At 67.9% G+C, this 23,356-nt stretch carries 11 protein-coding genes and 1 tRNA gene; 7 read left to right on the forward strand and 5 right to left on the reverse strand.

From position 1 onward, the window contains the following. Positions 1 to 63 precede the first annotated feature (63 nt). Positions 64 to 1,341: a GGDEF domain-containing protein gene (locus K340_RS0116445; protein WP_154674304.1), complete on the forward strand. Its 1,278-nt coding sequence runs from the start codon at positions 64 to 66 to the stop codon at positions 1,339 to 1,341. Positions 1,342 to 1,390: 49 nt separating this feature from the next. On the opposite strand, the gene K340_RS0116450 is transcribed toward K340_RS0116445, so the two are convergent. From K340_RS0116450 to K340_RS0116465, 4 genes are all read right to left on the reverse strand, one after another. Then, complete coding sequence (locus K340_RS0116450) at positions 1,391 to 2,707, reverse strand: DUF6421 family protein (protein ID WP_029137523.1); 1,317 nt, start codon at positions 2,705 to 2,707, stop codon at positions 1,391 to 1,393. Between the two features lie 767 nt (positions 2,708 to 3,474). Beyond that, complete coding sequence (locus tag K340_RS0116455) at positions 3,475 to 4,434, reverse strand: ribose-phosphate diphosphokinase (RefSeq protein ID WP_037365230.1); 960 nt, start codon at positions 4,432 to 4,434, stop codon at positions 3,475 to 3,477. Between the two features lie 11 nt (positions 4,435 to 4,445). Beyond that, positions 4,446 to 5,942: a bifunctional UDP-N-acetylglucosamine diphosphorylase/glucosamine-1-phosphate N-acetyltransferase GlmU gene (glmU, locus tag K340_RS0116460; protein WP_051266585.1), complete on the reverse strand. Its 1,497-nt coding sequence runs from the start codon at positions 5,940 to 5,942 to the stop codon at positions 4,446 to 4,448. A gap of 45 nt (positions 5,943 to 5,987) precedes the next feature. Next, positions 5,988 to 6,059: transfer RNA gene (locus K340_RS0116465), tRNA-Gln, on the reverse strand. Between the two features lie 165 nt (positions 6,060 to 6,224). Between K340_RS0116465 and K340_RS30735 the strand changes: the two genes are divergently transcribed. Further along, complete coding sequence (locus K340_RS30735; RefSeq protein WP_084614549.1) at positions 6,225 to 7,250, forward strand: acyl-CoA desaturase; 1,026 nt, start codon at positions 6,225 to 6,227, stop codon at positions 7,248 to 7,250. 66 nt (positions 7,251 to 7,316) lie between these two features. Here the strand turns inward: K340_RS30735 and K340_RS0116475 are convergent, their stop codons facing one another. After that, positions 7,317 to 9,872 carry an Ig-like domain-containing protein gene (locus K340_RS0116475; protein WP_161632124.1) on the reverse strand — a complete coding sequence of 852 codons (2,556 nt, stop codon included), beginning with the start codon at positions 9,870 to 9,872 and terminating at the stop codon, positions 7,317 to 7,319. Positions 9,873 to 10,329: 457 nt separating this feature from the next. On the opposite strand from K340_RS0116475, the gene mfd reads away from it, so the two are divergent. From mfd to K340_RS0116500, 5 genes are all read left to right on the forward strand, one after another. Then, entirely contained in the window at positions 10,330 to 13,896 is a 3,567-nt protein-coding gene (gene mfd, locus K340_RS0116480; RefSeq protein WP_029137527.1) for a transcription-repair coupling factor, read from the forward strand. A gap of 596 nt (positions 13,897 to 14,492) precedes the next feature. Beyond that, positions 14,493 to 16,103 (forward strand): sugar transferase, encoded by a 1,611-nt coding sequence (locus K340_RS30740; RefSeq protein WP_051266587.1) that lies wholly within the window; start codon positions 14,493 to 14,495, stop codon positions 16,101 to 16,103. Between the two features lies 1 nt (position 16,104). Then, the gene (locus K340_RS30745) at positions 16,105 to 21,210 is read left to right on the forward strand and encodes a DUF4082 domain-containing protein (RefSeq protein ID WP_051266589.1); all 5,106 of its coding nucleotides are present in this window, start codon (positions 16,105 to 16,107) and stop codon (positions 21,208 to 21,210) included. Then, a complete protein-coding gene (locus K340_RS0116495) occupies positions 21,207 to 22,256 on the forward strand; it encodes a Gfo/Idh/MocA family protein (RefSeq protein ID WP_029137528.1) in 1,050 nt (349 codons plus the stop codon). Before K340_RS30745 ends, K340_RS0116495 begins: the two co-directional genes overlap by 4 nt. Positions 22,257 to 22,344: 88 nt before the next feature. Further along, on the forward strand, positions 22,345 to 23,355 hold the full coding sequence (locus tag K340_RS0116500) for an NAD-dependent epimerase/dehydratase family protein (RefSeq protein WP_029137529.1): 1,011 nt from the start codon (positions 22,345 to 22,347) through the stop codon (positions 23,353 to 23,355). The last annotated feature ends 1 nt before the right edge of the window (position 23,356 follow it).

Raw genomic sequence — 23,356 nt, forward strand, 5'->3', positions numbered from 1 at the left:
TGTCTTCGGCCGGGGCAGTGGGACGGACCGGCGGTACTGTGCAGGGGTCGATCCTTGCGGTGGGTGCCGGATCAGATGGGGGTGCCGGTGAAGCTGTTGACCAGCGAGTCGCAGTCCGCACGCGCCGTTCCGTTGCGCCAGAGCCCGCCCGCGCTGCGCTGGTACTTCTTCCTGGTCGTCGCGGTGGCCGTCGCCGGGCTCGTGCTGGTGGTGGTGCTGGTCGGGTGGCAGCACGTCGGCCGGACGTTCTCCCAACCGGCGCTGTGGATCCTGTTGGCCCTCATCCTGGTCACCGATTCCTATCCGTTGACGCCGTGGTTGCGCGACGTGCGGGGCCAGATGCGGATCCACTGGTCGGCAGCGTTGCTGTCGGCGGCCCTGATCGGCTTCGGCCCGGCCACTCTGTTGGCGTACCCGTTCGTCACGGTGATCGCGGTGGTCAGCCTGGGCGGCGCCAAGTGGCGGATGGTGTTCAACATTGCCGTGGTGGTGATCGAGGGCCTGGTCGCCGCCGCGGTGCTGCAGCTGATCTGGGGTTCCTTCGACCCGGCCGTCGGACCGTCGGCCACCGTCCTGCTGATCAGCGGGCTGACGGTGGCCGCGATCTGGGAGGTGGTGAACGTTGCCCTGATCACCACCGCGCAGCGGTTGGCCGGCGTCCAGGGGTGGTGGCACATCGCCAAGGAGGGGGCGCGGCGGACGGCGATGTGGCTGGCCGCGCTCACCACGGCGCCGCTGATCGCCGAGCTTTCGCAGACCGCACCGGTGATGTTGCCGGTGGTCGTGGTGGTGATCGTCGCTACCCACCACACGGTGGCGCTGAACACCCGCAGCAACGAGCAGGCCAGGACCGATCCGCTGACCGGGCTGCCGAACCGGGGCGCGGTGATGGCCCTGCTGGACAGTCGGCTCGGTCGCCGGTCGGGCCGCCGGCCGGACAAGGCCGTGGCGGACGTGACGGTGATGCTGATCGACCTGGACGGCTTCAAAGCCGTCAACGACACCCACGGCCACCAGGCGGGCGACGAGTTGTTGGTCGAGGTGGGTGCCAGGATCCGGGCGGTGGTGGGCAACGACAGCCTGGTCGGCCGGCTGGGCGGCGACGAGTTCCTGGTGGTCGGTGGCCACATCCCGGATCCGGATGCGCTGGCCCGGGTGATCGACACCGAGGTGGGCCGTTCGATGCAGCTGGAGGACGCGGTGACGTCGGTGAGTTGCTCGATCGGCTGGGCCGTCGGCAAGCCCGGGATGGATCCGGTCGATCTGTTCCGGCTGGTCGACCGCGACCTCTACCGGATCAAGCGGACCCGGCCCGGCCAGCGCGACAGCGGCCCCCGCTGACGCGCCGACCGGGCCGGTACGCCCGGGCGCAGGCGGCAACCCGCCCGATTCAGCCGGTGATCCCGGCGGTGGAGGCCACCACGTCCTTCATCTTCTTGTTCAGCGCCTCGTAGAACATCGACAGCGGGAACTCGTCGTCCAGCACCCGATCCGTCAGCCCCTTGGGCGGACCGGCCAGCGGCAGCGCATCCCGCTCGCCGGCGGTGTACCGGGCCCAGTCGGACAGCGGGTTCGGGGTGAGAACGGAGCTCACCAGCTGGTAGGCGGCCAGCCAGTGGGCGACTTTCGGCCGGTCGATGGACTTCCAGTACAGCTCCTCGATCCGCCGGCCCAGCTCCAGCACCGGTTCGGTGACCGACTCCCAGTCGATGGTCAGCCGGTTGTCGGTCCAGTGCAGCACGCCGTGCTGGTGCAGCCAGGCGAACAGCAGCTGCCCGCCGAGCCCGTCGTAGTTGCGGGCCCGGTTTCCGGTGATCGGGAACCGGAAGATGCGGTCGAAGATCACTGCGTACTGGACCATCCGGGCATGCGGGAAACCGCCCTGCTGCTGGAGTTTCACCGACTCGCGGAACGCGGTCAGGTCGCAGCGCAGCTCCTCGAGCGAGTACAGGAAGTACGGCATCCGCTGCTTGATCATGAACGGGTCGAACGGCAGGTCGCCGTGCATGTGGGTGCGATCGTGGATCAGGTCCCACATCACGAAGGTCCGCTCGGCCAGGTCCTGGTCGGCGACCAGTCGGGCGGCATCCGGCGGCAGCTGCAGACTCGTCACCTCGGCGGCGTTGCCGACCACCCGGCGGAATCGGGCGGCCTCCCGGTCGGCGAAGATGCCACCCCAGGTGAACTTCGGAAGTTCGCGCATGGCAACGGTTTCCGGGAACAGCACCGCAGAGTTGGTGTCGTAGCCGGGGGTGAAGTCCAGGAACCGGATCGGCAGGAACAGCTTGTTGGAGTAGTCGCCCGCCTCCAGCTCGGCGATGAAGTCCGGCCAGATCACCTGCAGCAGAACGGCTTCCACCTTACGGTCGGGGCTGCCGTTCTGGGTGTACATCGGGAACAACACCAGGTGTTCGCGGCCGTCGACCCGGTTCTGGGCGGGAGCGAAGGCCTGCAGCGAGTCCAGGAAGTCGGGCTCGCCGAAGCCGCCGTCGGCCCACCGGGTGAAGTCCTTGACCAGGGCGGTCAGGTAGTCGGCGTCGTGCGGGAATTTCGGGGCGAGATCGTTGATGTCGTCGCAGATCCGGCCGACGAGCCGGCCGGCCAGTTCGTGCTGACCGGCGTCCGGCACCGAGCCGTCCTTGATCTGCAGGTCCTGCAGCCCCACCACGGCAGCCTTCAACGACTGCCAGCGCGGATCGGCCGCCAGGGCGTGGACGTCCCTGGCTTTCGGGGCTGACGGACGACGGGCCGCGTAGGTGGCCGCATTGAACAGCAGCTCCTGATAGGAGCCGGGGGCGTCAGAAATCCCGGCGCTGACGGCGAGCACCACGATCCGGCCGGAGCCGAGCTCGGAGATCGCGGCGACGGCGGCGCCGCCGGAGCGCAGCAGTGCTCCGGCCGGGCCGCTGAGCGCCAGGTTCCCGGTGGCCCGCAGCTGCTCGGTGTCGACCCGGGCGAGCAGGTCCTGGCCGGTGACGGCGGCGGTCTCCTCGCGGGTGGGGATCACCGGCGGCGCCTGGTGACCGTCGTCGTGGGTGGCGCCGGTGATCCCGGCGGCCGGCAGCTCGACGTCGGCGCCGAGCACCACCAGACCGAGGCCGTCGCGCACAGCGTCCAGGGTGGCGGCGTCGATCGCCTCCGGGCTGACGAGGGCAACGTCCGCGGTGGTCAGGCCGGCGGTCGTGCCGTCGACCAGCGGGTAGCCGCGGTCGACGAGGGTTGCCGCCACCTCGGCATTGCCGCCAATGACGGCGACAGACGGAAACAAAGTCATCAAATTGTCCTTTGGCGATAGATTCTCCTGTAGGCGAGTGTATCAGCGGGAGAATTCGCGGCGGTGCGCATGCTTCCGCGCCACTGGTGGACTCACTGACATCGGTCGGCGGCGGCGGTGGGGCCGACGAGTTGGACCGTGCAGGCGTAGCGGGGTTGTCCCGTCGGGACAACCCCGCTACGTCGTCGGGGGTGGAGGTTTCAGGCGTCGAAGAGGCTGGTGACGGATCCGTCGGCGAAGACCTCGCGGATGGCCTGGGCGATCAGCTTCGCCACCGAGAGCTCGGTGAGCTGCGGGAACCGGTGCTCGTCCGGGATGTGCAGGGTGTCGGTCAGCACCACTTCGTCGGCGCCGCAGGTACTGAGCCGCTCGGCGGCCGGATCGGACAACACACCGTGGGTGGCCGCCACGATCACCTTCTTGGCGCCGGCCTGCAGCACCTCGCCGACCGCGCTGGCGATGGTGCCGCCGGTGTCGATCATGTCGTCGACCACGATGCAGGTACGGCCGGCGACGTCGCCGACCACCCGGTTGGCCACCACCTGGTTGGGCTGGTCCGGGTCGCGGGTCTTGTGGATGAAGGCGATCGGGGCGCCGCCCAGCCGGTCCGCCCAGCGCTCGGCGGTGCGGACCCGGCCGGAGTCGGGGGAGACGACAGTCAGGTCGTCACCGGAGTATTTCTCGGCGATGTAGCCGGACAGCAGCGGCTGCGCCCACAGATGGTCGACCGGGCCGTCGAAGAAGCCCTGGATCTGATCGGTGTGCAGATCGACCGTCATCAGCCGGGAGGCGCCGGCGGTCTTCAACAGATCGGCGACCAGCCGGGCCGAGATCGGCTCCCGGCCGCGGTGCTTCTTGTCCTGCCGGGCGTACGGATAGAACGGCAGCACCACGGTGATCCGTTTGGCCGACGCCCTTTTCAGCGCGTCGATCATGATCAGCGTCTCCATCACCCAGGTGTTGATCGGCACGCCGCAGGACTGGATCAGGAAAGCGTCGCTGCCGCGGACGCTCTCCTCGAACCGGACGAAGATCTCGCCGTTGGCGAAGTCGTAGGCCGATTGTGGAGTGACGGTGACGTCCAGGTACTCGCCGATCGCTTCGGCCAGTTCGGGATAACCGCGGCCGGAGAACAGCATCAGGCTCTTGCTATTCGTCATGGAGATGGCGTTCACGCGGATGGCTCCTTGCTGGGAGTGTCACGGTCGGTGGCTCCGGCCGCCCGGGCGGACGTCTCGGAGGCGGTGCCGGTGCGGCGCCGCAGGACCCAACCGTCGGAGTTGTGTTGCCGGCCGCGGGCAACGGCGAGGGCGCCGGCCGGCACCTCGTCGGTGACGGTCGAACCGGCGCCGATGTAGGCGCCGTCAGCCACCGTGACCGGGGCAACCAGGGTGGAATTGGTTCCCACGAAAGCGTTCTCGCCGATCGTCGTGGGGAACTTACCGACCCCGTCATAGTTGGCGGTGATCGAGCCGGCGCCGATGTTGCTGCCGGCGCCGATGGTGGCGTCGCCGATGTAGCTCAAGTGTGGCACCTTGGCGCCGGCCCCGATCGTCGACTTCTTGATCTCCACGTGCGCGCCGACGTGCGCACCCTCGCCGAGGTCCGCACCGGGCCGCAGATAGCTGTACGGGCCGACGGTGGCGGCGACGCCGATCGCCGCGCCCAGACAGTGCGAGCGGACCACTCGGGCGCCGTCACCCACGGTGCAGGCCGACAGTGTGCTGTCCGGCCCGATCGATGCGCCGGCACCCACGACGGTGCCGGCCTCCAGCGAGGTACCGGGCAGGATCTCGGTGTCCTGACCGATGGCCACGTCGGCGTGGATCCAGGTGGTGGCCGGGTCGTGGATCGTGACGCCGGCCAGCTGGTGCGAACGGATGATCCGATCGTTGAGCACCCTGGCCAGCTGGGCCAGCTGCACCCGGTCGTTGACGCCCTCGGTCTCCATCGGGTCGTCTGCGTGCAGGCTGCCCACCCTGCGGCCGTCGCCGCGGGCCAGCCCGACCACGTCGGTCAGGTACTGCTCGCCCTGCGAGTTCGCGCTGCCGACCCGCGGCAGCGCCTCGGCCAGCACCGCGCCGTCGAACGCGTACACGCCGGAGTTGATCTCGGTAATGGCCCGTTGCGCCGCGTCGGCGTCCTTCTGCTCGACGATGCCGGCCAGGGCGCCGCTCTCGTCGCGGACGATCCGGCCGTAGCCGGTCGGGTCGGCGACGGTGGCGGTCAGCACGGTGACGGCGTTGCCGGACCGCTGGTGCTCGTCGGCCAGTGCGGCCAGGGTCTCGGCGCGGAGCAGCGGCACATCGCCGTAGCTGACGATCACCGTGCCCTCGGGGACCGCGTCCAGCGCGGCCAGCGCGCAGGAGGTGGCGTGCCCGGTGCCGAGCTGCTCGTCCTGCACCGCGATGGTCACCGGCGGCAGATCGCCGGCGGCGGCCAGGAACTCCTGCACTCGGTCGCGGCCGTGCCCGAGCACCGCCACCAGGTGCTGCGGCGACAACGCGCCGGCGGCCGCCGCGGCGTGCCAGATCAGCGGCTTGCCGGCGATCGGGTGCAGCACCTTCGGCAGCGACGAGCGCATCCGGGTGCCGGCGCCCGCGGCGAGCACGATCACCGCGGCGATCCGGGAGCTGGCGGCGTCGGGTAACTGCGCCGTGCCTGCCATCTGACTCCCTCGGTGCGCTTCGGTGCCGTTATACCGGTCGCGAAGCTCCGCCGCCAGGACTCGAACCTGAACTATCTGAACCAAAATCAGAGGTGCTGCCGATTACACCACGGCGGATCGTCGAACCGGGTCCATCATTCCACGACGATCGGTGGCGTTTCACCCGGTTGCGCGATGCTCGCGACGACAGCCGTCTTGGTAAGGTAGGCCTAACCCCGGATGCTCGTGCCTGCCTGAGCCGGTAGCGTCGGCGTCAGCCCGTTCGATGATCAAGGGAAATCTATGAATCCTCCGCAGACCGCCCCCGCCGCTGTTGCGGCCCCGGAGGCAGCGGCAGCACCGTCCGCCGCGACCACCGCGCCGACCGTCTCGGCGGCGAAAGGTCCGAAGCCGATCACCGAGGGCCGCCGGGGGATGTCCGCGCAGATCGCGGTCTATCTGTTCGCCTTCCTGCCGCTGCTGGCCGTGCTGGTCGCGGTGCCGTTCGCCTGGAGTTGGGGCGGGCTGGGCTGGTCCGACGTGCTGATCGGGGCGTTCTTCTACTTTTTCACCGGTATGGGCGTCACGGTCGGGTTCCACCGTTACTTCACCCACGGCTCGTTCAAGGCGAACCGCGGGCTCCGCAACGGGCTGGCCATCGTCGGCCAGATGGCCGTGCAGGGTCCGGTGATCATCTGGGTGGCCGACCACCGTCGGCACCACGCGTTCTCCGACCGCGAGGGCGACCCGCACTCGCCGTGGACCTTCGGCACCTCGGTGCCGGCGCTGGCCAGGGGCTTCTGGCACGCGCACATGGGCTGGCTGTTCAACCGGGACAACACCAATCAGCAGCGGTTCGCGCCGGACCTGCTGGCCGACAAGAGCATCGTCAAGATCGACAAGTACTTCTGGGTCTGGACCATCGTGTCGATCTTCGCCCCCGGTGTGATCGGCGGGCTGGTGACCTGGAGCTGGCAGGGCGCGCTCACCGCGCTGTTCTGGGCCGGGCTGGTCCGGATCGCATTGCTGCACCACGTGACCTGGTCGGTCAACTCGATCTGCCACATGATCGGCGAGCGGCCGTTCGCCGCCCGCGACAAGTCGTCCAACTTCTGGCCGCTGGCCATCCTGAGCTTCGGCGAGTCATGGCACAACCTGCACCACGCCGACCCGACCTGCGCCCGGCACGGGGTGCTGCGCGGCCAGCTGGACATGTCGGCCAGGGCCATCTGGATCTTCGAGAAGTTCGGCTGGGCCAAGAACATCCGTTGGCCCTCCGCGCAGCGGCTGGCCCGGATTCAGGCGACCGCCCACGAGATGGGTCACTGATCCATCGACGCGGGAGCAACTGGGCGGGGTCTGGAGCTGCACCGGGTGTGCTCGGGCAGATGTCGCTCAACCGGTCGCGGCCGGACGTACTGCCACGGCTGAGTAGTTCCACCTGTCGTTCGCCGGCGCAGAGTCGTGGATGTCAACGACCCCGGGTGTGGTACTCGGAGCTGCAGTCGACTGCACCCAGAAAGTGTCACCGACGGACGTGTCGACCCGCTGGTGCACGAGCATCTGTCCGCTGACCGGTGTCCGGGCAACGGCCCGGTCCCAGTCGTTCGCGACCGCGAATGCCCACGAGCCGGGCTCGACCCCCGGCAGGTAGACATCAGGTTCGCCGGTCGGCGCGCTGGCCGCGCCGGCGACGCCCACGTCGCCGGCATTCTTGAAGGCGATGACGGTCAACGAGCCGTGGTAACCGGTTCTGCCCGGGACTGCGGTGACCGTGACACCGGTCAGTACCGCCGTCGCCTTCGCTGACCAGATCTCGGCCGTGCCCGCCTGGATGTTGCTGCGCTTGACCAGCGTCCAGGTCAGCCCGGCCCCGGACACCGTCGCGGCCTGGGATGCGGAACTCGGCCCGTCATAGGCCACGAATCCAACCAGCACGTCGCCCGGCTGCGTGGTCGAGAACGCCGGTGTTGTCATGGTGTTGGAGGTGTCCCGCGATACCTGCGCATCGATCCGTATCTGGGATATCGGAGCCGCCGAGTTGTCCACGTTCACGCTGACCGGTGCGGATGTTGTCGTGTTGCCGGCAGCGTCGGAGGCAACCGCGGTGAGCGTGTGCTGCCCTTGGGACAGGGATCCGGTCGCCCACGTGGTCATGAACGGTGGGGAAGTCACCGGCACACCGATCGGTGAGCCGTCCACGCGGAACGCCACACCGACGACCCCGACGTCGTCGCTCGCGACCGCCGCGACCGGCACGTTGCCGGAGACCGTTGCACCCGCCGCAGGATCACTGATCGTGACCGACGGTGCGGTGGTGTCCGGTGGCGGGGGCGGCGAGCCGGCCAGCACCTCGACTGCGGCCAGGTTCCAACGGTCTCCGGTCGGCTGCGGATCGCCGAGCGGGACAAGGGTTCCGCTAGCCTGAGTCGGCGCCACGCGCGACTGCGCCCAGAACGTGTCCCCAGTCCGGCTGTCCACCCATTGGTGCACCAACCGCTGCCCATCGCCAACGGTGCGAGGCATCCCTCGGTCGTAGTCGTTTCCGACGCCGAAGACCCACGAGCCGTCCGCGGTCGTTGTGAGGTTCACCCCAGGGGCACCCGTTCGCGAGCCCCCTCCGACCGCAGCTCCCACCCCTGCCGCCCCGGAAAATGCGACGACCGTCAGCGACTGGTCGTACCCGCCGTAGCCGAGGGTCGAAGTGATCGCGGAGTCCGACAGCCGGCCGGGGGCGGTTGCCTGCCAGATCTCGGAGGTGCCGCTCTGGCTGTTGGCACGTTTGACCAGTGACCATTGCAGGCCACCGCCGCTGATCTTCGCCGACTCCGCCGCCGAGCCGGGTCCATCTCCACCGACGAAAGCCAGCAGCAGATCACCCGCGGCTCCCGTCGAGAGCTCGGCGGTCACCGGGCCGGTCCCATCGCTGCTTGCCTGTTGGTCGAGTGCCAGGACGCCCGCCGGCGGCGGCGGAGGAGGCGCGGCGCCGTTGGAAACCGTGACCTCGGCAATGGGCGACGTACCGATGGTGCCGTTGGCATCGGTGACTTGCGCTGCGAGCCAATGTGCGCCGTTCGTCAACCCATTTGTGTCCCAGGAGTAGCTGAACGGCGGGGCAGTCACTTCGCTGCCGACCGGCGCTCCGTCCACAATGAACTGGACCCCCTTGCTGCCCACGGGCGGGGTGGCGGCAGCCAGCGTGACTGTCCCGGCCACGCGCGATCCGTCGATCGGCGCGGTCAACGTGGCCGGTGGCGGTGTCGAGTCCGGATGGACGGTCTCCAGTGTGTTCACAGTGGTGCCACTGATCTGGACCTTGACGTCCGTCTCGTTGTTTGCCTTGTTGCTCTCCTGGAAGTAATCGAACGGGTCGACGAGGGCACGGAACCAATAGGTTCCGTCCGGAACGCCGTCGATCGGCACGGACTGGCCCGGGTCGCGATAGTCGTACTCGTCGGCGCCACCGACCGAAATCCCGCGAATGGCTGTCGGGTCGGTGCAGGTGCCGCCGCTGTAGCCGAACGTGCCGGAATGCGGCAACGTTGAATCGAGAATGTAGGAATCCGCGATGCAGAAGCCGTTCTTCGGGCTCATGGTTACCGGATTGCCGACCCCGCCGCCGGGGGCGACCGTATACAGACCGAAGGCGGCCATCGGAAAGTGGAAGTGCCCGTGCTCGGCGTGGTAGACGAACGCCCCACCGATCCGCACCTGCTTGGCGATCGTCCAGTTCCCGGCTGCGTCGTGCGTGTAGATCCGTTGCAGGCCCTGGTAGTCGCCGGAGGCGTTGTTGTACAGCGGCTTGATCTCCAGCGGCCCGGAACCGGCGTTGTACAGAAGATGGGTGTAGCGCAGTTCTCTGCCGGTGCCGGTCTGGACGATTGACATGTCGCTCGGCGGAATGATGTTCTGCAGGTCCGGATAGTGGAGCGTGCCTGCTGGAGCAGCCACGCTTGGTGTGGTTCCGGTCGCCGCTCCGACAGCCACCAGTGACAGCACACCTAGGGCAACTAATCCCTTTCGGAGAAGCGCCTTCATCGGGACTCCTGTCTGGTTGGCCGCTCGTGTCACCTGACCGGACCGCCACGTCTTGATCGTTGGGCGAACGGACGTCCGTGTCAACAGCTTCTGAACCCTGATCGCTCGACCGGTCGATGTGGTCGTTCCGGCGCTGACCGGCAACATTCCAGAGAACCGACTGGCACCCTTGGATACACGATGGCCGGTCGATCCCGGAGGCGTCCGACCCATCCGATGTTCGCCCAACACTGACCGCCGGTCACCGCCACACCTGGCGGCCGGCAGCGCTAGGCTGGTAGCGACCCCCCTCCGGTTGCGGAACGGGGGTTTCTGCCGTGCCCCGTCCCGGACGTGCGCGGTTCGCAGTCGATCGAGGGCAGGTACCCGAGTGAGCACAGTAGTCGGCCATCCAGCAGCACTGTCCGGCCTGACGGAAACGGTCCTGGCCGATCCGTTCTTCACCGACATCACCGCCGGCGCCGGTGCCCCGGCCAGGACCATCGTCGGTCCTACCGGCATCCGGCCGTTCGTCTCCGCCGCGCTGGCCGGCACCGGCAGCACTGTGCTGCTGGTGACCGCCACGGGCCGGGAGGCCGAGATCGCCACCGACGCGATCACCGACCTACTGGGCCCCGACACGGCGATGATCTTCTCCAGTTGGGAAACGCTGCCGCACGAACGACTCTCTCCCCGGGCCGACACCGTCGGCCGGCGGTTGGCCGTGCTGCGCAGGCTGGCGCATCCGACCGAAACCCCGCTGCAGGTGGTCGTGACGACGGTCCGGTCGCTGATCCAGCCGATGGCGCCGAGTCTCGGCGACATCGTGCCGGTACGGCTGCGGGCCGGCGACGAGGTCGACCTGACCGAGCTGGTGAACCGCCTCGTCGACCTCGCCTACACCCGGGTCGACATGGTGGAGAAGCGTGGCGAGATCGCCGTCCGCGGCGGCATTCTCGACGTCTTCCCACCGACGGCGCCGCACCCGGTGCGGGTGGAGTTCTGGGGTGACGAGGTCACCGAGCTGCGCGAGTTCGCCGTCACCGACCAGCGTTCGATGGGCGACGTCGACGAGCTGGAGGCCGCCCCCTGCCGGGAGATCCTGCTTACCGACGACGTCCGGCAGCACGCGGCGGCGCTGTCCGCGAACGCCACCGGTGACCCGACGCTGGCCGAGATGCTGGCGAAGATTGCCGACGGCGTCGGCGTGGAAGGGATGGAATCGCTGCTGCCGGCGCTGATGCCGGGCCGGCTGGTCCTGCTGCCGAGCCTGATGCCCGAGGGCACGCATGTGCTGCTGGCCGACCCGGAGCGGATCCGCCGCCGGGCGGAGGATCTGGTGCGCACCGGGCAGGAGTTCCTGGCCGCCTCCTGGATGGCGGCGGCCACCGGCGGCAAGGCGCCGATCGACCTCGGTGAATCTGCCTACCGGGAATTGGACGACGTGCTGGACACCGTGCGGGATGCGGACCTACCGCTGTGGCGGCTCGCCCCGTTCGGCACCGAGGACGCCAGCCAGGATTCCGCCGACCATCCGGTCGCCAGGGCCATCACCCCCTACCGCGGCGACATCAAGGCCGCGGTGGCCGACAGCGAGCGCCGGATGGCCGAGGGCGGGCGCACCGTGCTGGTGGTGCCGGCGGCCGGCACGGCCAGCCGAGCGGCGGAACGGCTGGCCGAGGCCGACCTCGGCGTGATCGTCGCGACACCGCCGATGACGGAGCAGCCGCGGGCCGATGTGGTGACCGTCGCGGTCGGCCGGCTGGACGACGGCTTCGAGCTGACGGCGTCGAACCTGGCGGTGGTGACCGAGGCCGACCTGACCGGAAACCGTGGCGCCGCACCGGAATCGGTGAAGATGCCGTCCCGTCGGCGGAACGCGATCGACCCGGTCGCGCTGACCCCGGGCGACTACGTGGTGCACTCCCAGCACGGCATCGGCAAGTTCGTGGACATGGTGTCCCGGACCAGCGGCGGCGCGCAGCGCGAGTACTTGGTGGTCGAGTACGCCCCCAGCAAGCGCGGGCATCCGGGGGACCGGCTGTTCGTACCCACGGACGCGCTGGACCAACTGAGCAAGTACGTCGGCGGCGAGGTGCCGGCGCTCAACAAGCTCGGCGGCTCCGACTGGGCCAAGACCAAAGGCCGGGCCCGCAAGGCGGTCCGGCAGATTGCGGCGAAGCTGGTGCAGGTGTACGCGGCCCGGGCGTCGGCGCCCGGCCACCCGTTCGCGCCGGACACCCCCTGGCAGCGGGAGTTGGAGGACGCCTTCCCGTTCACCGAGACTCCCGACCAGATGGCCGCCATCGACGAGGTGAAGGCCGATATGGAGAAGCCGGCCCCGATGGACCGGGTGATCTCCGGCGACGTCGGATACGGCAAGACCGAGATCGCCGTCCGGGCGGCGTTCAAGGCGGTGCAGGACGGCAAGCAGGTGGTGGTGCTGGTGCCGACCACACTGTTGGCGCAGCAACATCTTTCGACGTTCAGCGAGCGCATGTCGGCGTTCCCGGTGACGGTTCGCGGGCTGTCCAGGTTCACCGACGATGCCGAAGCGAAGCAGACCGTTGCCGGCCTGGCGGACGGCAGCGTTGACATCGTCATCGGCACCCACCGGCTGCTGCAGCCGAGCATCCGGTACAAGGATCTGGGTCTGGTGGTGGTCGACGAGGAACAGCGGTTCGGCGTCGAGCACAAGGAGCACATCACCGCGCTGCGGGCGCACGTCGACATGCTGACCATGTCGGCCACCCCGATCCCGCGGACCCTGGAGATGACCCTGGCCGGCATCCGTGAGATGTCCACGATCGCCACCCCGCCGGAGGAGCGGCACCCGATCCTGACCTATGTCGGCGCGTTCGACGACAAGTTGGTGGCCGCGGCCATCCGCCGGGAGCTGCTGCGCGACGGGCAGGTGTTCTTCGTGCACAACCGGGTCAAGGACATCGACGCGGTGGCCAAGCGGATCCGCGAGGCGGTGCCGGAGGCCAGGGTCGCGGTCGGCCACGGCCAGATGAAGGAGGACGCCCTTGAGAAGGTGATCAACGGCTTCTGGCAGCGGGACTTCGACGTGCTGATCTGCACCACCATCGTCGAGACCGGCCTGGACATCTCGAACGCGAATACCCTGATCGTCGACCATGCCGAGATCCTCGGCCTGTCGCAGATGCACCAGCTGCGCGGCCGGGTCGGCCGCGGCCGCGAACGTGGCTACGCCTACTTCCTGTACCCGGGCGAGAAGGCGCTGACGGAGACCGCACACGACCGGCTGGCCACCATCGCGCAGCATTCCGACCTCGGCGCCGGAATGGCAGTGGCGATGCGCGATCTGGAGATCCGCGGTGCCGGCTCGATCCTGGGAGCCGAGCAGAGCGGGCACATCGCCGGGGTCGGCTTCGACCTCTACGTCCGGCTGGTCGGCGAGGCGGTGACGGCGTTCAAGAAGGCCGCCGGGGCGGCGTCCGGCGACGTGGTCGAGGAGGAGCCGGCCGAGGTGCGGATCGAACTGCCGATCGACGCCAGCCTGCCGCACGACTACATCCCTACCGAACGGCTCCGGCTGGACGGCTACCGCAAGATCGCCGCGGCCACCGATGCCGAACAACTGGCGGCCGTGCGCGCCGAGCTGCTGGATCGGTACGGGCCGTTCGGCGCCGAGGTGGAGAACCTGTTCGCGGTGGCCACCTTCCGCCAGCTGGCCAGGACCGCCGGGCTCACCGAGGTGGTGCTCGGTCCGCAAGGGTTGCGGTTCGGCAAGCTCGAGCTCCCGGACTCGGTGCAGCTGCGGATGGCCCGTCTGTACCCGGGATCGAAGTACAAGCCGGCGAACGGCGTGCTGACGCTGCGCACCCCGACCGAGGGCAGCGGCATGGCCGCGCCGGCTTTGCGGGACGTCGCGCTGCTGGAGTACTGCGGGCGAGTGCTGCGCGATCTCGCGCCGGCGCCGGTGGGTGCCTGACTCTCTTCGCCCGGATCCGCACCGCCCGGATTCGCGCTGCCTGATCCGCGCTGCCTGGATTCGCGCTGCCTGATCCGCTGCCTGTTCGCTCTGGCGTCCGCGACTCGCCGCACGTTCTTCGTGGCCTTGTCGAGCCTGATTGCGGCCGATCGGGTGGGCTCAGCCGTCGCAATGTTGCCGACCATCGTCGTGCCGACAGAGAGTCGTCATCGTTACTCCATTCGAGGGGGTGACGCCCACGTCGGTGCGAAGACCCTCGATCCATCCAGGACGTCGACCTGCGGAAACACGTTCGATGCCACCCAGGCGTGCTCTAGGGTCCATGGCGTGCAGTAATCGTTCTTCCTCGCAGGTGTGGCATTGACCCCTGATTGGCGTATCCAAGACGCCATCTGCTCACTCCGTGTAGTAGATTCATTCGTTCGAGCAGCCGTCGACCCGATTGGGGTATAGGGATCCGGCTAGACTCGGCATAAGGTCTACTCGCAGTGATCAATTCGGCCGCCAAATCGGGGGACACAGTGGATTCGCCCATCACAGTAAGTGAGCGAGCCCGCACAGCGTCTGGGGCAGCCACCGAGCGAAAGACGCTACCCATGGGGCAGAAGACCAAGACCGCAGGTGAGACCGCGCTGCTCGCACGCCGGTCGGCGGCGAAGCTGGCGAGGGCCGAGCAGATCGAGCTGGACGAACTCGACGAACTGGCGCGCGAGATCGACGCCCTGGACTACGACGAGGACACCCGCTCGCTCGAGGGCGAGCCGACCGACACCGTCCAGGCACGCGTGGTCGACCCGGGCAGCGGGAACGGCGCACGACGGTTCCCGGCATGGTGCCGGCGGTACGTCGGATTGCTGATCGGAGCAGACGTCGCCGTCGGCGCGGTCGGCTTGTTGATCGCCAACGCCGTTCCGTCGATGTTCGGCGCGTTCGGCGATCTGCCAATGGTGGCGCTGGTGCTGGCTCCCGTCTGGGCGCTGGCGATCGGGATGCTGCACGGGTACGACCACAGCCGGATCGGCGTGGGCAGCGACGAACTGCGGTCGGTGTTCAAGGCGCTGGTGGCGTGCGTCGCCGTGGGTGGCTTCGCCGCGGCGCTGTTCCCGGAGACCTGGGTGCGCACGGTCCTGGTCACCGTCCCGGCGATGGCAGCGCTGAGCCTGCTGGTCCGTCTGGTCAGCCGAAGGTCGTTGCACCGCAGGCAGTCCAAGGGGCAGGACGTGCGCAGTGTGCTGCTCGTCGGCAGCTCGCGGGCAGTCACCACGCTCGCCGACACGTTCGCTCGCGAGGCGCACAGCGGCATGCGCGTCGCTGCCGTGTGCGTGCCCGCCGGCGACGACATCACCGCCGTGCAGGAGGCGAAGCTGCCGCTGGCCGGTGATCTGGAGGACGTGGCCGCCGTGATCAGCGAGTTCGGGGTCGACGCCGTCGCGGTGACAGCGGGTACCGACCAGGGATTCCTGCGGACGCTGGCCTGGTCGCTGGAAGGGACCGAAGTCGAGCTGTTGGTCGACCCCGGCCTGGTCGAGGTGGCCGGACCACGGCTGCACATCCGCCCGTTCGTCGGAATGCCGCTGCTGCACGTTGAGCAACCGACCTTCACCGGCTGGAAGCGGGTGTTCAAGACGGCCACCGATCTGCTGACGGCGGGTCTGGCGATGATTGTGCTCTCGCCGCTGTTCCTGATCGTGGCCATCGCGATCAAGCGCGAGGATCGCGGGCCGGTCTTCTACAAGCAGGCGCGGGTCGGCCGCGGTGGCACCCACTTCACGATGTGGAAGTTCCGGTCGATGAGCGTCGGTGCCGACAAGCGCGACGATGTGCTGACGGCGGACAACGACGGCAACGGGGTGCTCTACAAGAGCAAGAACGATCCGCGGGTCACCAAGGTCGGAGCGTTCATCCGCAAGTACTCGATCGACGAACTACCGCAGCTGATCAATGTGCTGAACCGGACCATGTCGCTGGTCGGACCGCGGCCCTGTCTGGAGAAGGAACTCGAGGGATTCAAACTGGCCGGGCAGCGCCGGCTGCTGGTGACTCCGGGACTCACCGGCCTGTGGCAGATCAACGGTCGGTCGGACCTGAGCCTGGAGCAGTCGATCCGACTCGACCTGAGATACGTAGAGAACTGGACCTTCACCGGTGATCTGTTGATCATCTGGAAAACTTTCTTTGCCGTGCTCGGCAGAAGAGGCGCGTACTGACATGACACGATCCGCATTCGTACGGCCACTGTCGATCCTGACAGTGGCCGGCATGGCGTTCTGGTTGATCATCTTCGTCGCGCCCGCAGCGCAGGCAGCGACCTGCACCGGCAACGCGGTCTACTGCGAGAACCAGCTGCCGGGCACCCCGGAAGATGTCTGGGACGTCGACGGCGCGGGTGACGACTCGATCCAAGGCTTCGCGACGCAGATCTCGGTGAATCATGGCCAGACGGTGCAGTTCAAGATCACTACCGATGCGCCGGCGTACCGGATCGAAATCTATCGGCTCGGCTACTACCAGGGTGACGGGGCTCGGTTGGTCGACACGGTCAACCCGACCGCTTCGTTGGCGCACAATCAACCGGCCTGTGCCACTGACGAGAGCACGGAGATCTACGACTGCGGAACCTGGCGCGTGTCGGCCTCGTGGGCGGTCCCGGCCGCTGCGGTGTCCGGTGTGTACATCGCCAACCTCGTTCGTACGGACGACGGCGGACAGAGCCACATTCCGTTCATCGTCCGCGACGATTCATCGCACTCGCAGATCGTCTACCAGACGTCGGATCCGACCTGGCAGGCGTACAACACCTATGGTGGGTCGGACTTCTACGTCGGTCAGGGCAACGGCCGTGCGTACAAGGTCTCCTACAACCGCCCCTTCGCCACCCGAGGTTGGGAAGGGGGACGAGACTTCCTGTTCTCCAACGAGTATCCGATGATCCGATTCCTCGAGGCAAACGGCTATGACCTGTCCTACATCTCCGGACTCGACACGGACATCCGTGGCAACCTGCTCACCAATCACAAGGCGTTCCTGTCGGTCGGTCACGACGAGTACTGGTCTGCGGGGCAACGTACCAACGTGGAGAACGCCCGGGATGCGGGGGTGAATCTCGCATTCTTCTCCGGGAACGAGGTGTACTGGAAGACCCGCTGGGAACCCAGCGAAGACGGAAATAACACGGCCAACCGCACCCTGGTCTGTTACAAGGACACCTGGGCGAACGCGCCGATCGACCCGGTGGAGGCCACAGCGACGTGGCGCGATCCACGGTTCGGTGGCAACGGGCACGGCCCCGAGAACGCGCTCACCGGCACGATGTACATGTCCAACTTCACCGATCTTCCAATCACGGTGTCTGCGGACGAGGGCAAGTTCCGGCTGTGGCGCAACACGGCATTGGCCAGTCAGCCGGCGGGGACCAGCACGGCCCTCGCAGCACACACCATCGGTTACGAATCCGATGAAGATATCGACAACGGGTCCAGACCTGCCGGCCTGGTTCGATTGTCGACGACGACCGGGCCGACGCCCCAGTATCTGCAGGACTTCGGCTCGCAAACTGGGGTTGCCCCCGGGACGACCACGCATCACCTGACGATGTACAAGGCACCCAGCGGTGCTCTGGTGTTCGGTGCCGGAACGGTGCAGTGGGCGTGGGGGCTGGACAGCGACCACGACGGCACCGCGACCGCTGCGGACCCGCGCATGCAGCAGGCGACCGTCAACCTGCTGGCCGACATGGGGGCCGGCGCAACGTCGCTGATCGCCGGCCTGTCGCCGGCCAGCAAGTCGACCGACACCACGGGCCCGACCTCGACCATCACCGCGCCGGCCCCGAACTCTGCCATCCCGCAAGGATCGTTGATCACCGTCACCGGCACGGCGTCCGACTCCGGCGGCGGCCGCGTGGCCGGCGTCGAGGTATCCGTCGACGGCGGGCTGAGCTGGCACCCCGCATCGGGGACCTCTTCGTACAGCTACACGGGCATCGTCACCGGGACCGGCGCACAGGCGGTCCGTGTCCGCGCCACCGACGACAGCGGGAACACCCAGGCAGTTCCGACAAACCTACCGCTGACGGTGAATTGCCCGTGCAGCCTGTTCGGGGCGAGTGTTCCGACGACGCCGTCCGCGGATGATTCGGATGCGGTGACGATCGGGATGAACTTCACCAGCTCGGCAGATGGGTTCATCACCGGCCTTCGGTTCTACAAGGGCGCGGGCAACACCGGCACCCACGTAGGAACGCTGTACGCCGCTGACGGCACCGTCCTGTCGACCGTGACATTCAAAGATGAGACCGCGACCGGTTGGCAAACAGCGACGTTCCCGAGTGCCGTCCCCGTTTCTGCAGGCGCCAATTATGTAGCCGCCTACCGCGCACCGAACGGCCATTACTCCGCGGACGCGAGATACTTCGCCGCGCGCTCGCACAGCGCTGGCGTCCTGACCGCTCCGGGCGGACCGACCAACCTCAACGGTGTGTTCGCTACCGGAAACGGAATGCCGGACACGTCATGGGACCAGACCAACTACTACGTCGACGTCATCTATTCGGCGACCGATACGACGCCGCTGTCGGTCGCTACCGTGACTCCGCTCGACGGCTCGACCAGCGTCCCGGTTGCCACCGCAGTCTCCGCGACCTTCTCCCGAGCGATCGATCAGTCCTCCATCGATCTGACCGTCGCCACTGCTGCCGACCATCAGCCGGTTGCCGGCGCGGTGAGCTACAACGCCACGACCCGCAAGGTGACCTTCACCCCGACACAATCCCTGTCGCCAGGTGTCGCGTACACCGCCAGGCTCAACGCCTCCGCGCCGGGAGTCGGCCCGATGCCGGCACCGGAGACCTGGACGTTCACCTCGGCGAAGGCTCCCGAGACACCCGGTGTCTGTCCGTGCACCCTCTTCGATGACGGCGACGTTCCGGCCGGCGCCTCAGCGGCCGACCCCGACTCTGTCGAACTGGGTACCGCGTTCACCGTCGACACTGCCGGCCAGATCACCGGAGTTCGCTACTTCAAGGCATCCGACAACCCTGGAGCACATCCGGTCAGCCTTTGGAACAGCGCCGGGACCCGGCTTGCCACCGCCACTGCTGCCCAGGAGAGCACCGACGGTTGGCAGCAGGCCACCTTCGCCACCCCGGTCGACGTGGTCCCGGGCCAGACCTACACGGCGTCCTATCGCGCACCTCAGGGTCACTATTCCGTCGGCTCGGGCGGTCTCGTCTCGCCGATCAGCCGCTCGCCGCTGCACACAGCGAACAGCGCCGGTCGCTATACCTACGGCACCGGTGCGCCGACGTCCACTTCACAAACCAACTTCTACGTCGATCCCGTCTTCAACGTCGACCCGGCCGCAGCACCTCAGGTCGCCTCGGTCGATCCGGGCAACGGTGCCACCTCGGTGCCATCGACGGCCACCGTCACGGTCAGCTTCGCCACCCAGATCCAGCCGGGATCGGCATTGATCACCGTGACCGACGGAAACGGTGCCGCCGTGGTCGGCGCGGCGAGCCAGGAGTCCATCGGTTCGGCACTGACCTTCGTCCCGGCTACTCCGTTGTTGTCCGGCACTACGTACACGGTGAAGGTGTCCGGAGCGAAGAGCCTCGCCGGCACACCGATGTCCGCACCGTCCGTCACCAGCTTCACCACCTCTGGCGCTACTGCGTGCCCCTGCTCGCTGTTCTCCTCGACGTTGGTACCCGCACTTTCCGACTCCGGTGATGCCGGAGCTGTCACGGTTGGCCTGCGCTTCACCGCTCAGTCCGATGGATTCATCTCCGGATTGAAGTACTACCGGGATGGTGCGAACACCGGTACTCATACCGGGGCGCTGTACACCGCGGACGGGACAAAGCTGGCATCACTGACGTTCACCGAGCAGCCACCCGGCTGGCAGACCGCCCAGTTCTCGACGCCGGTGGCGATCACCGGCGGGACCACCTACGTGGCCTCTAGTTTCATGCCCACCGGGCACTACTCCGTCGCGCTGGATTACTTCGACCAGCCGGTCACCAACACACCACTCACCGGGTTGACCGGAACCTACCGATACGGTAGCGACGCATTCCCGAATTCGACGTATAACAACAGCAACTATTACGTGGACGTTGTTTTCAAGACCGATAACACCACGCCTCCGCAAATTACGAGCCTGACGCCGGCCGCCGGGTCCACCGCGGAGATCGATGCGCCGGTGACGGCGACCTTCGCCCGCGCGATCGACCCACAATCGCTCACATTCACTGTGACGGCGTCCGGCGGCGGTCAGGTTTCGGGCGGAGTCGCGTACAACGCCGCGACCCGGACAGCGACCTTCACCCCGACCACCGCGCTCGCCTACGGCACGTCGTTTACCGCTTCGGTATCGGCAGCAAGTGCCTCAGGCGTGGCGATGGCCGAGCCGAAAACCTGGACATTCGCCAGTGTCCCAGCGCCGCCGCCGGGAACGGCCAGCAGCATTTGGTCGGATTCCGCCACCCCGGACACGCCGGCCTGGAACGATTCCGACTCCGTCGCACTCGGCATCCGATTCACCTCGGACAAGGCCGGCATGGTCACCGCCGTCAAGTTCTACGCCGGACCCGGGAACACCGGCCCGCAGCCGGTGGCGATCTGGGACGCGACCGGGGCGAAGATCGGCTCGGGGCAGTCGACCAGCACCGACACTGGCTGGCGCTCCGTCCGGCTGGACACACCCGTGCCGATCACGGTCGGTGCCACTTACACCGCCAGCTACACCGCTCCGCACGGTCATTACGCGGTGACGTCCGGTGGACTCGCAGCGGGCATCGATTCCGGGTATCTACACATTCCGGCCGGCGGTGGCGTCTACAACTATCCGGGCAATGCCTTCCCGACCAATGCGTCGCTGACGAACTTCTGGGTCGACATCGTCCTGGTGGTGCCGAACGACCCCGCCGATCAGGCCGCGGCGAACCGGGTGGCCGACAACCCGACCCGGGAGCCGGAGTCGACGACCACCGCCGTCACCACGACGACTCCGACCTCGACGGGGCCACTGACGCCGGGGAGCACCTCGCCGGGCACAGCGTCGTCGAGCAGCGCGCCGACCAGCTCCGCACCACCGGCCGGTTCGACCGCGCCGGCGACACCAACCACGACGCACCCCAGTGCGCCGACGGACGATGCCGCGCCCACGGCATCGTCGACTGCAACAACTACATCTCAGTCAGTCACGGGGACTACCGCGGCAAGCACCAGCACGACCATCATCAGTGGATCGGCAGCCGGCAACGAGGTCGGCGCTACCGACGCGAGCGCGTCGGGGAATGGAGACAACCAATGACGGAGCAGTACCGGGGGGCCGTCATCGGCGCCGGCTATTGGGGACCCAACCTGGTCCGGAACTTCCGCGGGTCATCCGATTGGGACCTGGTGGCGGTCTGTGACCTCGATGAGGCGCGGGCACGCAAGGTGATCGGCGCTCGGTCGACGGTCGAGGTGGAGACCGATATCGATCGGCTCTTGCAGCGAGACGACATCGACGCCGTGGCCATCGCGACGCCCGCCCGCACCCATGCGCCGCTGGCGCTGAAGGCGCTGGCTGCCGGCAAACACGTCCTGGTGGAGAAGCCGCTGGCCGACACCCCGGAAGCGGCTGCCACGATGGTGGCCGCCGCCGACGAGGCCGGCCGGGTGCTGATGATCGATCACACCTACTGCTTCACTCCTGCCGTTCAGTACATCCACGATGTGGTCGCCGACGGCATGCTCGGCGACATCCTGTACATCGACTCGGTCCGGATCAACCTCGGGCTGGTGCAGCCCGACGTCGACGTGTTCTGGGACCTGGCGCCACACGACCTGTCCATCCTCGACTACATCCTGCCCGGAGGGCTGGCTCCGGAGTCGGTGTCGGCCAACGGATCCGACCCGCTCGGCGCGGGCAAGGCCTGCGTCGGCTACCTCTCGATGCCGCTGCCCGGTGGCGCGATCGCGCACGTCAACGTCAACTGGCTCTCGCCCACCAAGATCCGGCAGATGGTGATCGGCGGCAGTCGGCGCACCTTGGTCTGGGACGACCTCAACCCGCAGCAGCGGATTGCGATCCACGATCGTGGCGTCGACCTGGCCATCCAGGCCGCCGACGCGGAGGAGCAGCGACGGGCGGCGACGGTGTCGTACCGGCTCGGCGACATCACCGTCCCCGCGCTGCCGGAGAAGGAGGCGCTGTCGTCGATGGTCGGCGAGTTCGCCGCGGCCATCCGCGAGCAGCGGGCCCCCCGTACGGACGGCCCGGCCGGGCTGCGAGTGCTGTCCGTGTTGGACGCGGTGAGCCACTCCCTGGAACGGGGCGGCGCGCCGGTATCACTCGAAAGCGTCACACCCTGACACCCGGTTGGGGCTTGCTCGTAACCAACGGCGGCGTCATGATGTCTTCATGACCCAGCTGGGCTAATTGCAGTAACGGAGCGAAATCATGTCATCACTCAGCGGCGCCAGCGTGCTCGTGACGGGCGGCGCAGGCACCATCGGCTCGACCATCGTCGACCAGTTGCTCACCGCCGGCGTCGGTAGCGTCACCGTCCTGGACAACCTGGTCCGGGGGCGCCGGGAGAACCTGGCAACCGCGTTGCCCGATCCGAGGGTCAAGTTGGTGGTCGGCGACCTCCGTGACGTCGACCTGGTGCACGACGTGGTGCGGGGGTCCGACCTGGTCTTCCACCAGGCGGCCATCCGGATCACCCAGTGCGCGGAAGAGCCGCGGCTGGCCCTGCAGGTGTTGGTCGACGGCACCTTCACCGTCCTGGAGGCCGCCGCCGAACACAAGGTGGACAAGGTGATCGCCGCATCGTCGGCGTCGGTCTACGGCCTGGCCGAGCAGTTCCCGACCGGCGAGCGGCACCACCACCACAACAACGACACCTTCTACGGGGCGGCGAAGTCGTTCAACGAAGGCATGTTGCGCAGCTTCCGGGCGATGTACGGCATCGATTACGTCGCCTTGCGCTACTTCAATGTGTACGGGCCGCGGATGGACATTCATGGGCTGTACACCGAGGTGCTGATCCGCTGGATGGAACGCATTGCCGGTGGCGAGCCGCCGCTGATCTTCGGCGACGGCGCCCAGACCATGGACTTCGTCTACACCACCGACATTGCCAGGGCGAACCTGCTGGCGGCGACCAGCGACGTTCGGGAGGGCGTGTACAACATCGCCAGTGGCGCCGAGACCTCCCTCAAGGGCCTGGCGGAGGGGCTGCTGGCCGCAATGGGCTCTGACCTCGGAGTGGAGCACGGCCCGGAGCGCGCGGTGAACGGAGTCACCCGTCGGCTTGCCGACACTGCTGCCGCAACAAGGGATCTCGGGTTCACGCCCGAGGTTGACCTGGCAGCCGGTCTGTCCGACCTGGTGGCCTGGTGGCGGGCCGAGCAGCAGGTGGTCGCACCCGTGGACGCCGTGTCGGCGACTGCGGGGACGGGTGGCTGAG

This window comes from Nakamurella lactea DSM 19367, assembly GCF_000426645.1.
Taxonomy (GTDB): domain Bacteria; phylum Actinomycetota; class Actinomycetes; order Mycobacteriales; family Nakamurellaceae; genus Nakamurella; species Nakamurella lactea.

Excerpts from the sequence above, each read along its gene's own strand:
- K340_RS0116455 (WP_037365230.1), bottom strand. The coding sequence starts at position 4,434 with ATGACGAATAGCAAGAGCCTGATGCTGTTCTCCGGCCGCGGTTATCCC.
- glmU (WP_051266585.1), bottom strand. The coding sequence starts at position 5,942 with ATGGCAGGCACGGCGCAGTTACCCGACGCCGCCAGCTCCCGGATCGCC.
- K340_RS30735 (WP_084614549.1), top strand. The coding sequence starts at position 6,225 with ATGAATCCTCCGCAGACCGCCCCCGCCGCTGTTGCGGCCCCGGAGGCA.
- K340_RS30740 (WP_051266587.1), top strand. The coding sequence starts at position 14,493 with ATGGGGCAGAAGACCAAGACCGCAGGTGAGACCGCGCTGCTCGCACGC.
- K340_RS30745 (WP_051266589.1), top strand. The coding sequence starts at position 16,105 with ATGACACGATCCGCATTCGTACGGCCACTGTCGATCCTGACAGTGGCC.
- K340_RS0116495 (WP_029137528.1), top strand. The coding sequence starts at position 21,207 with ATGACGGAGCAGTACCGGGGGGCCGTCATCGGCGCCGGCTATTGGGGA.
- K340_RS0116500 (WP_029137529.1), top strand. The coding sequence starts at position 22,345 with ATGTCATCACTCAGCGGCGCCAGCGTGCTCGTGACGGGCGGCGCAGGC.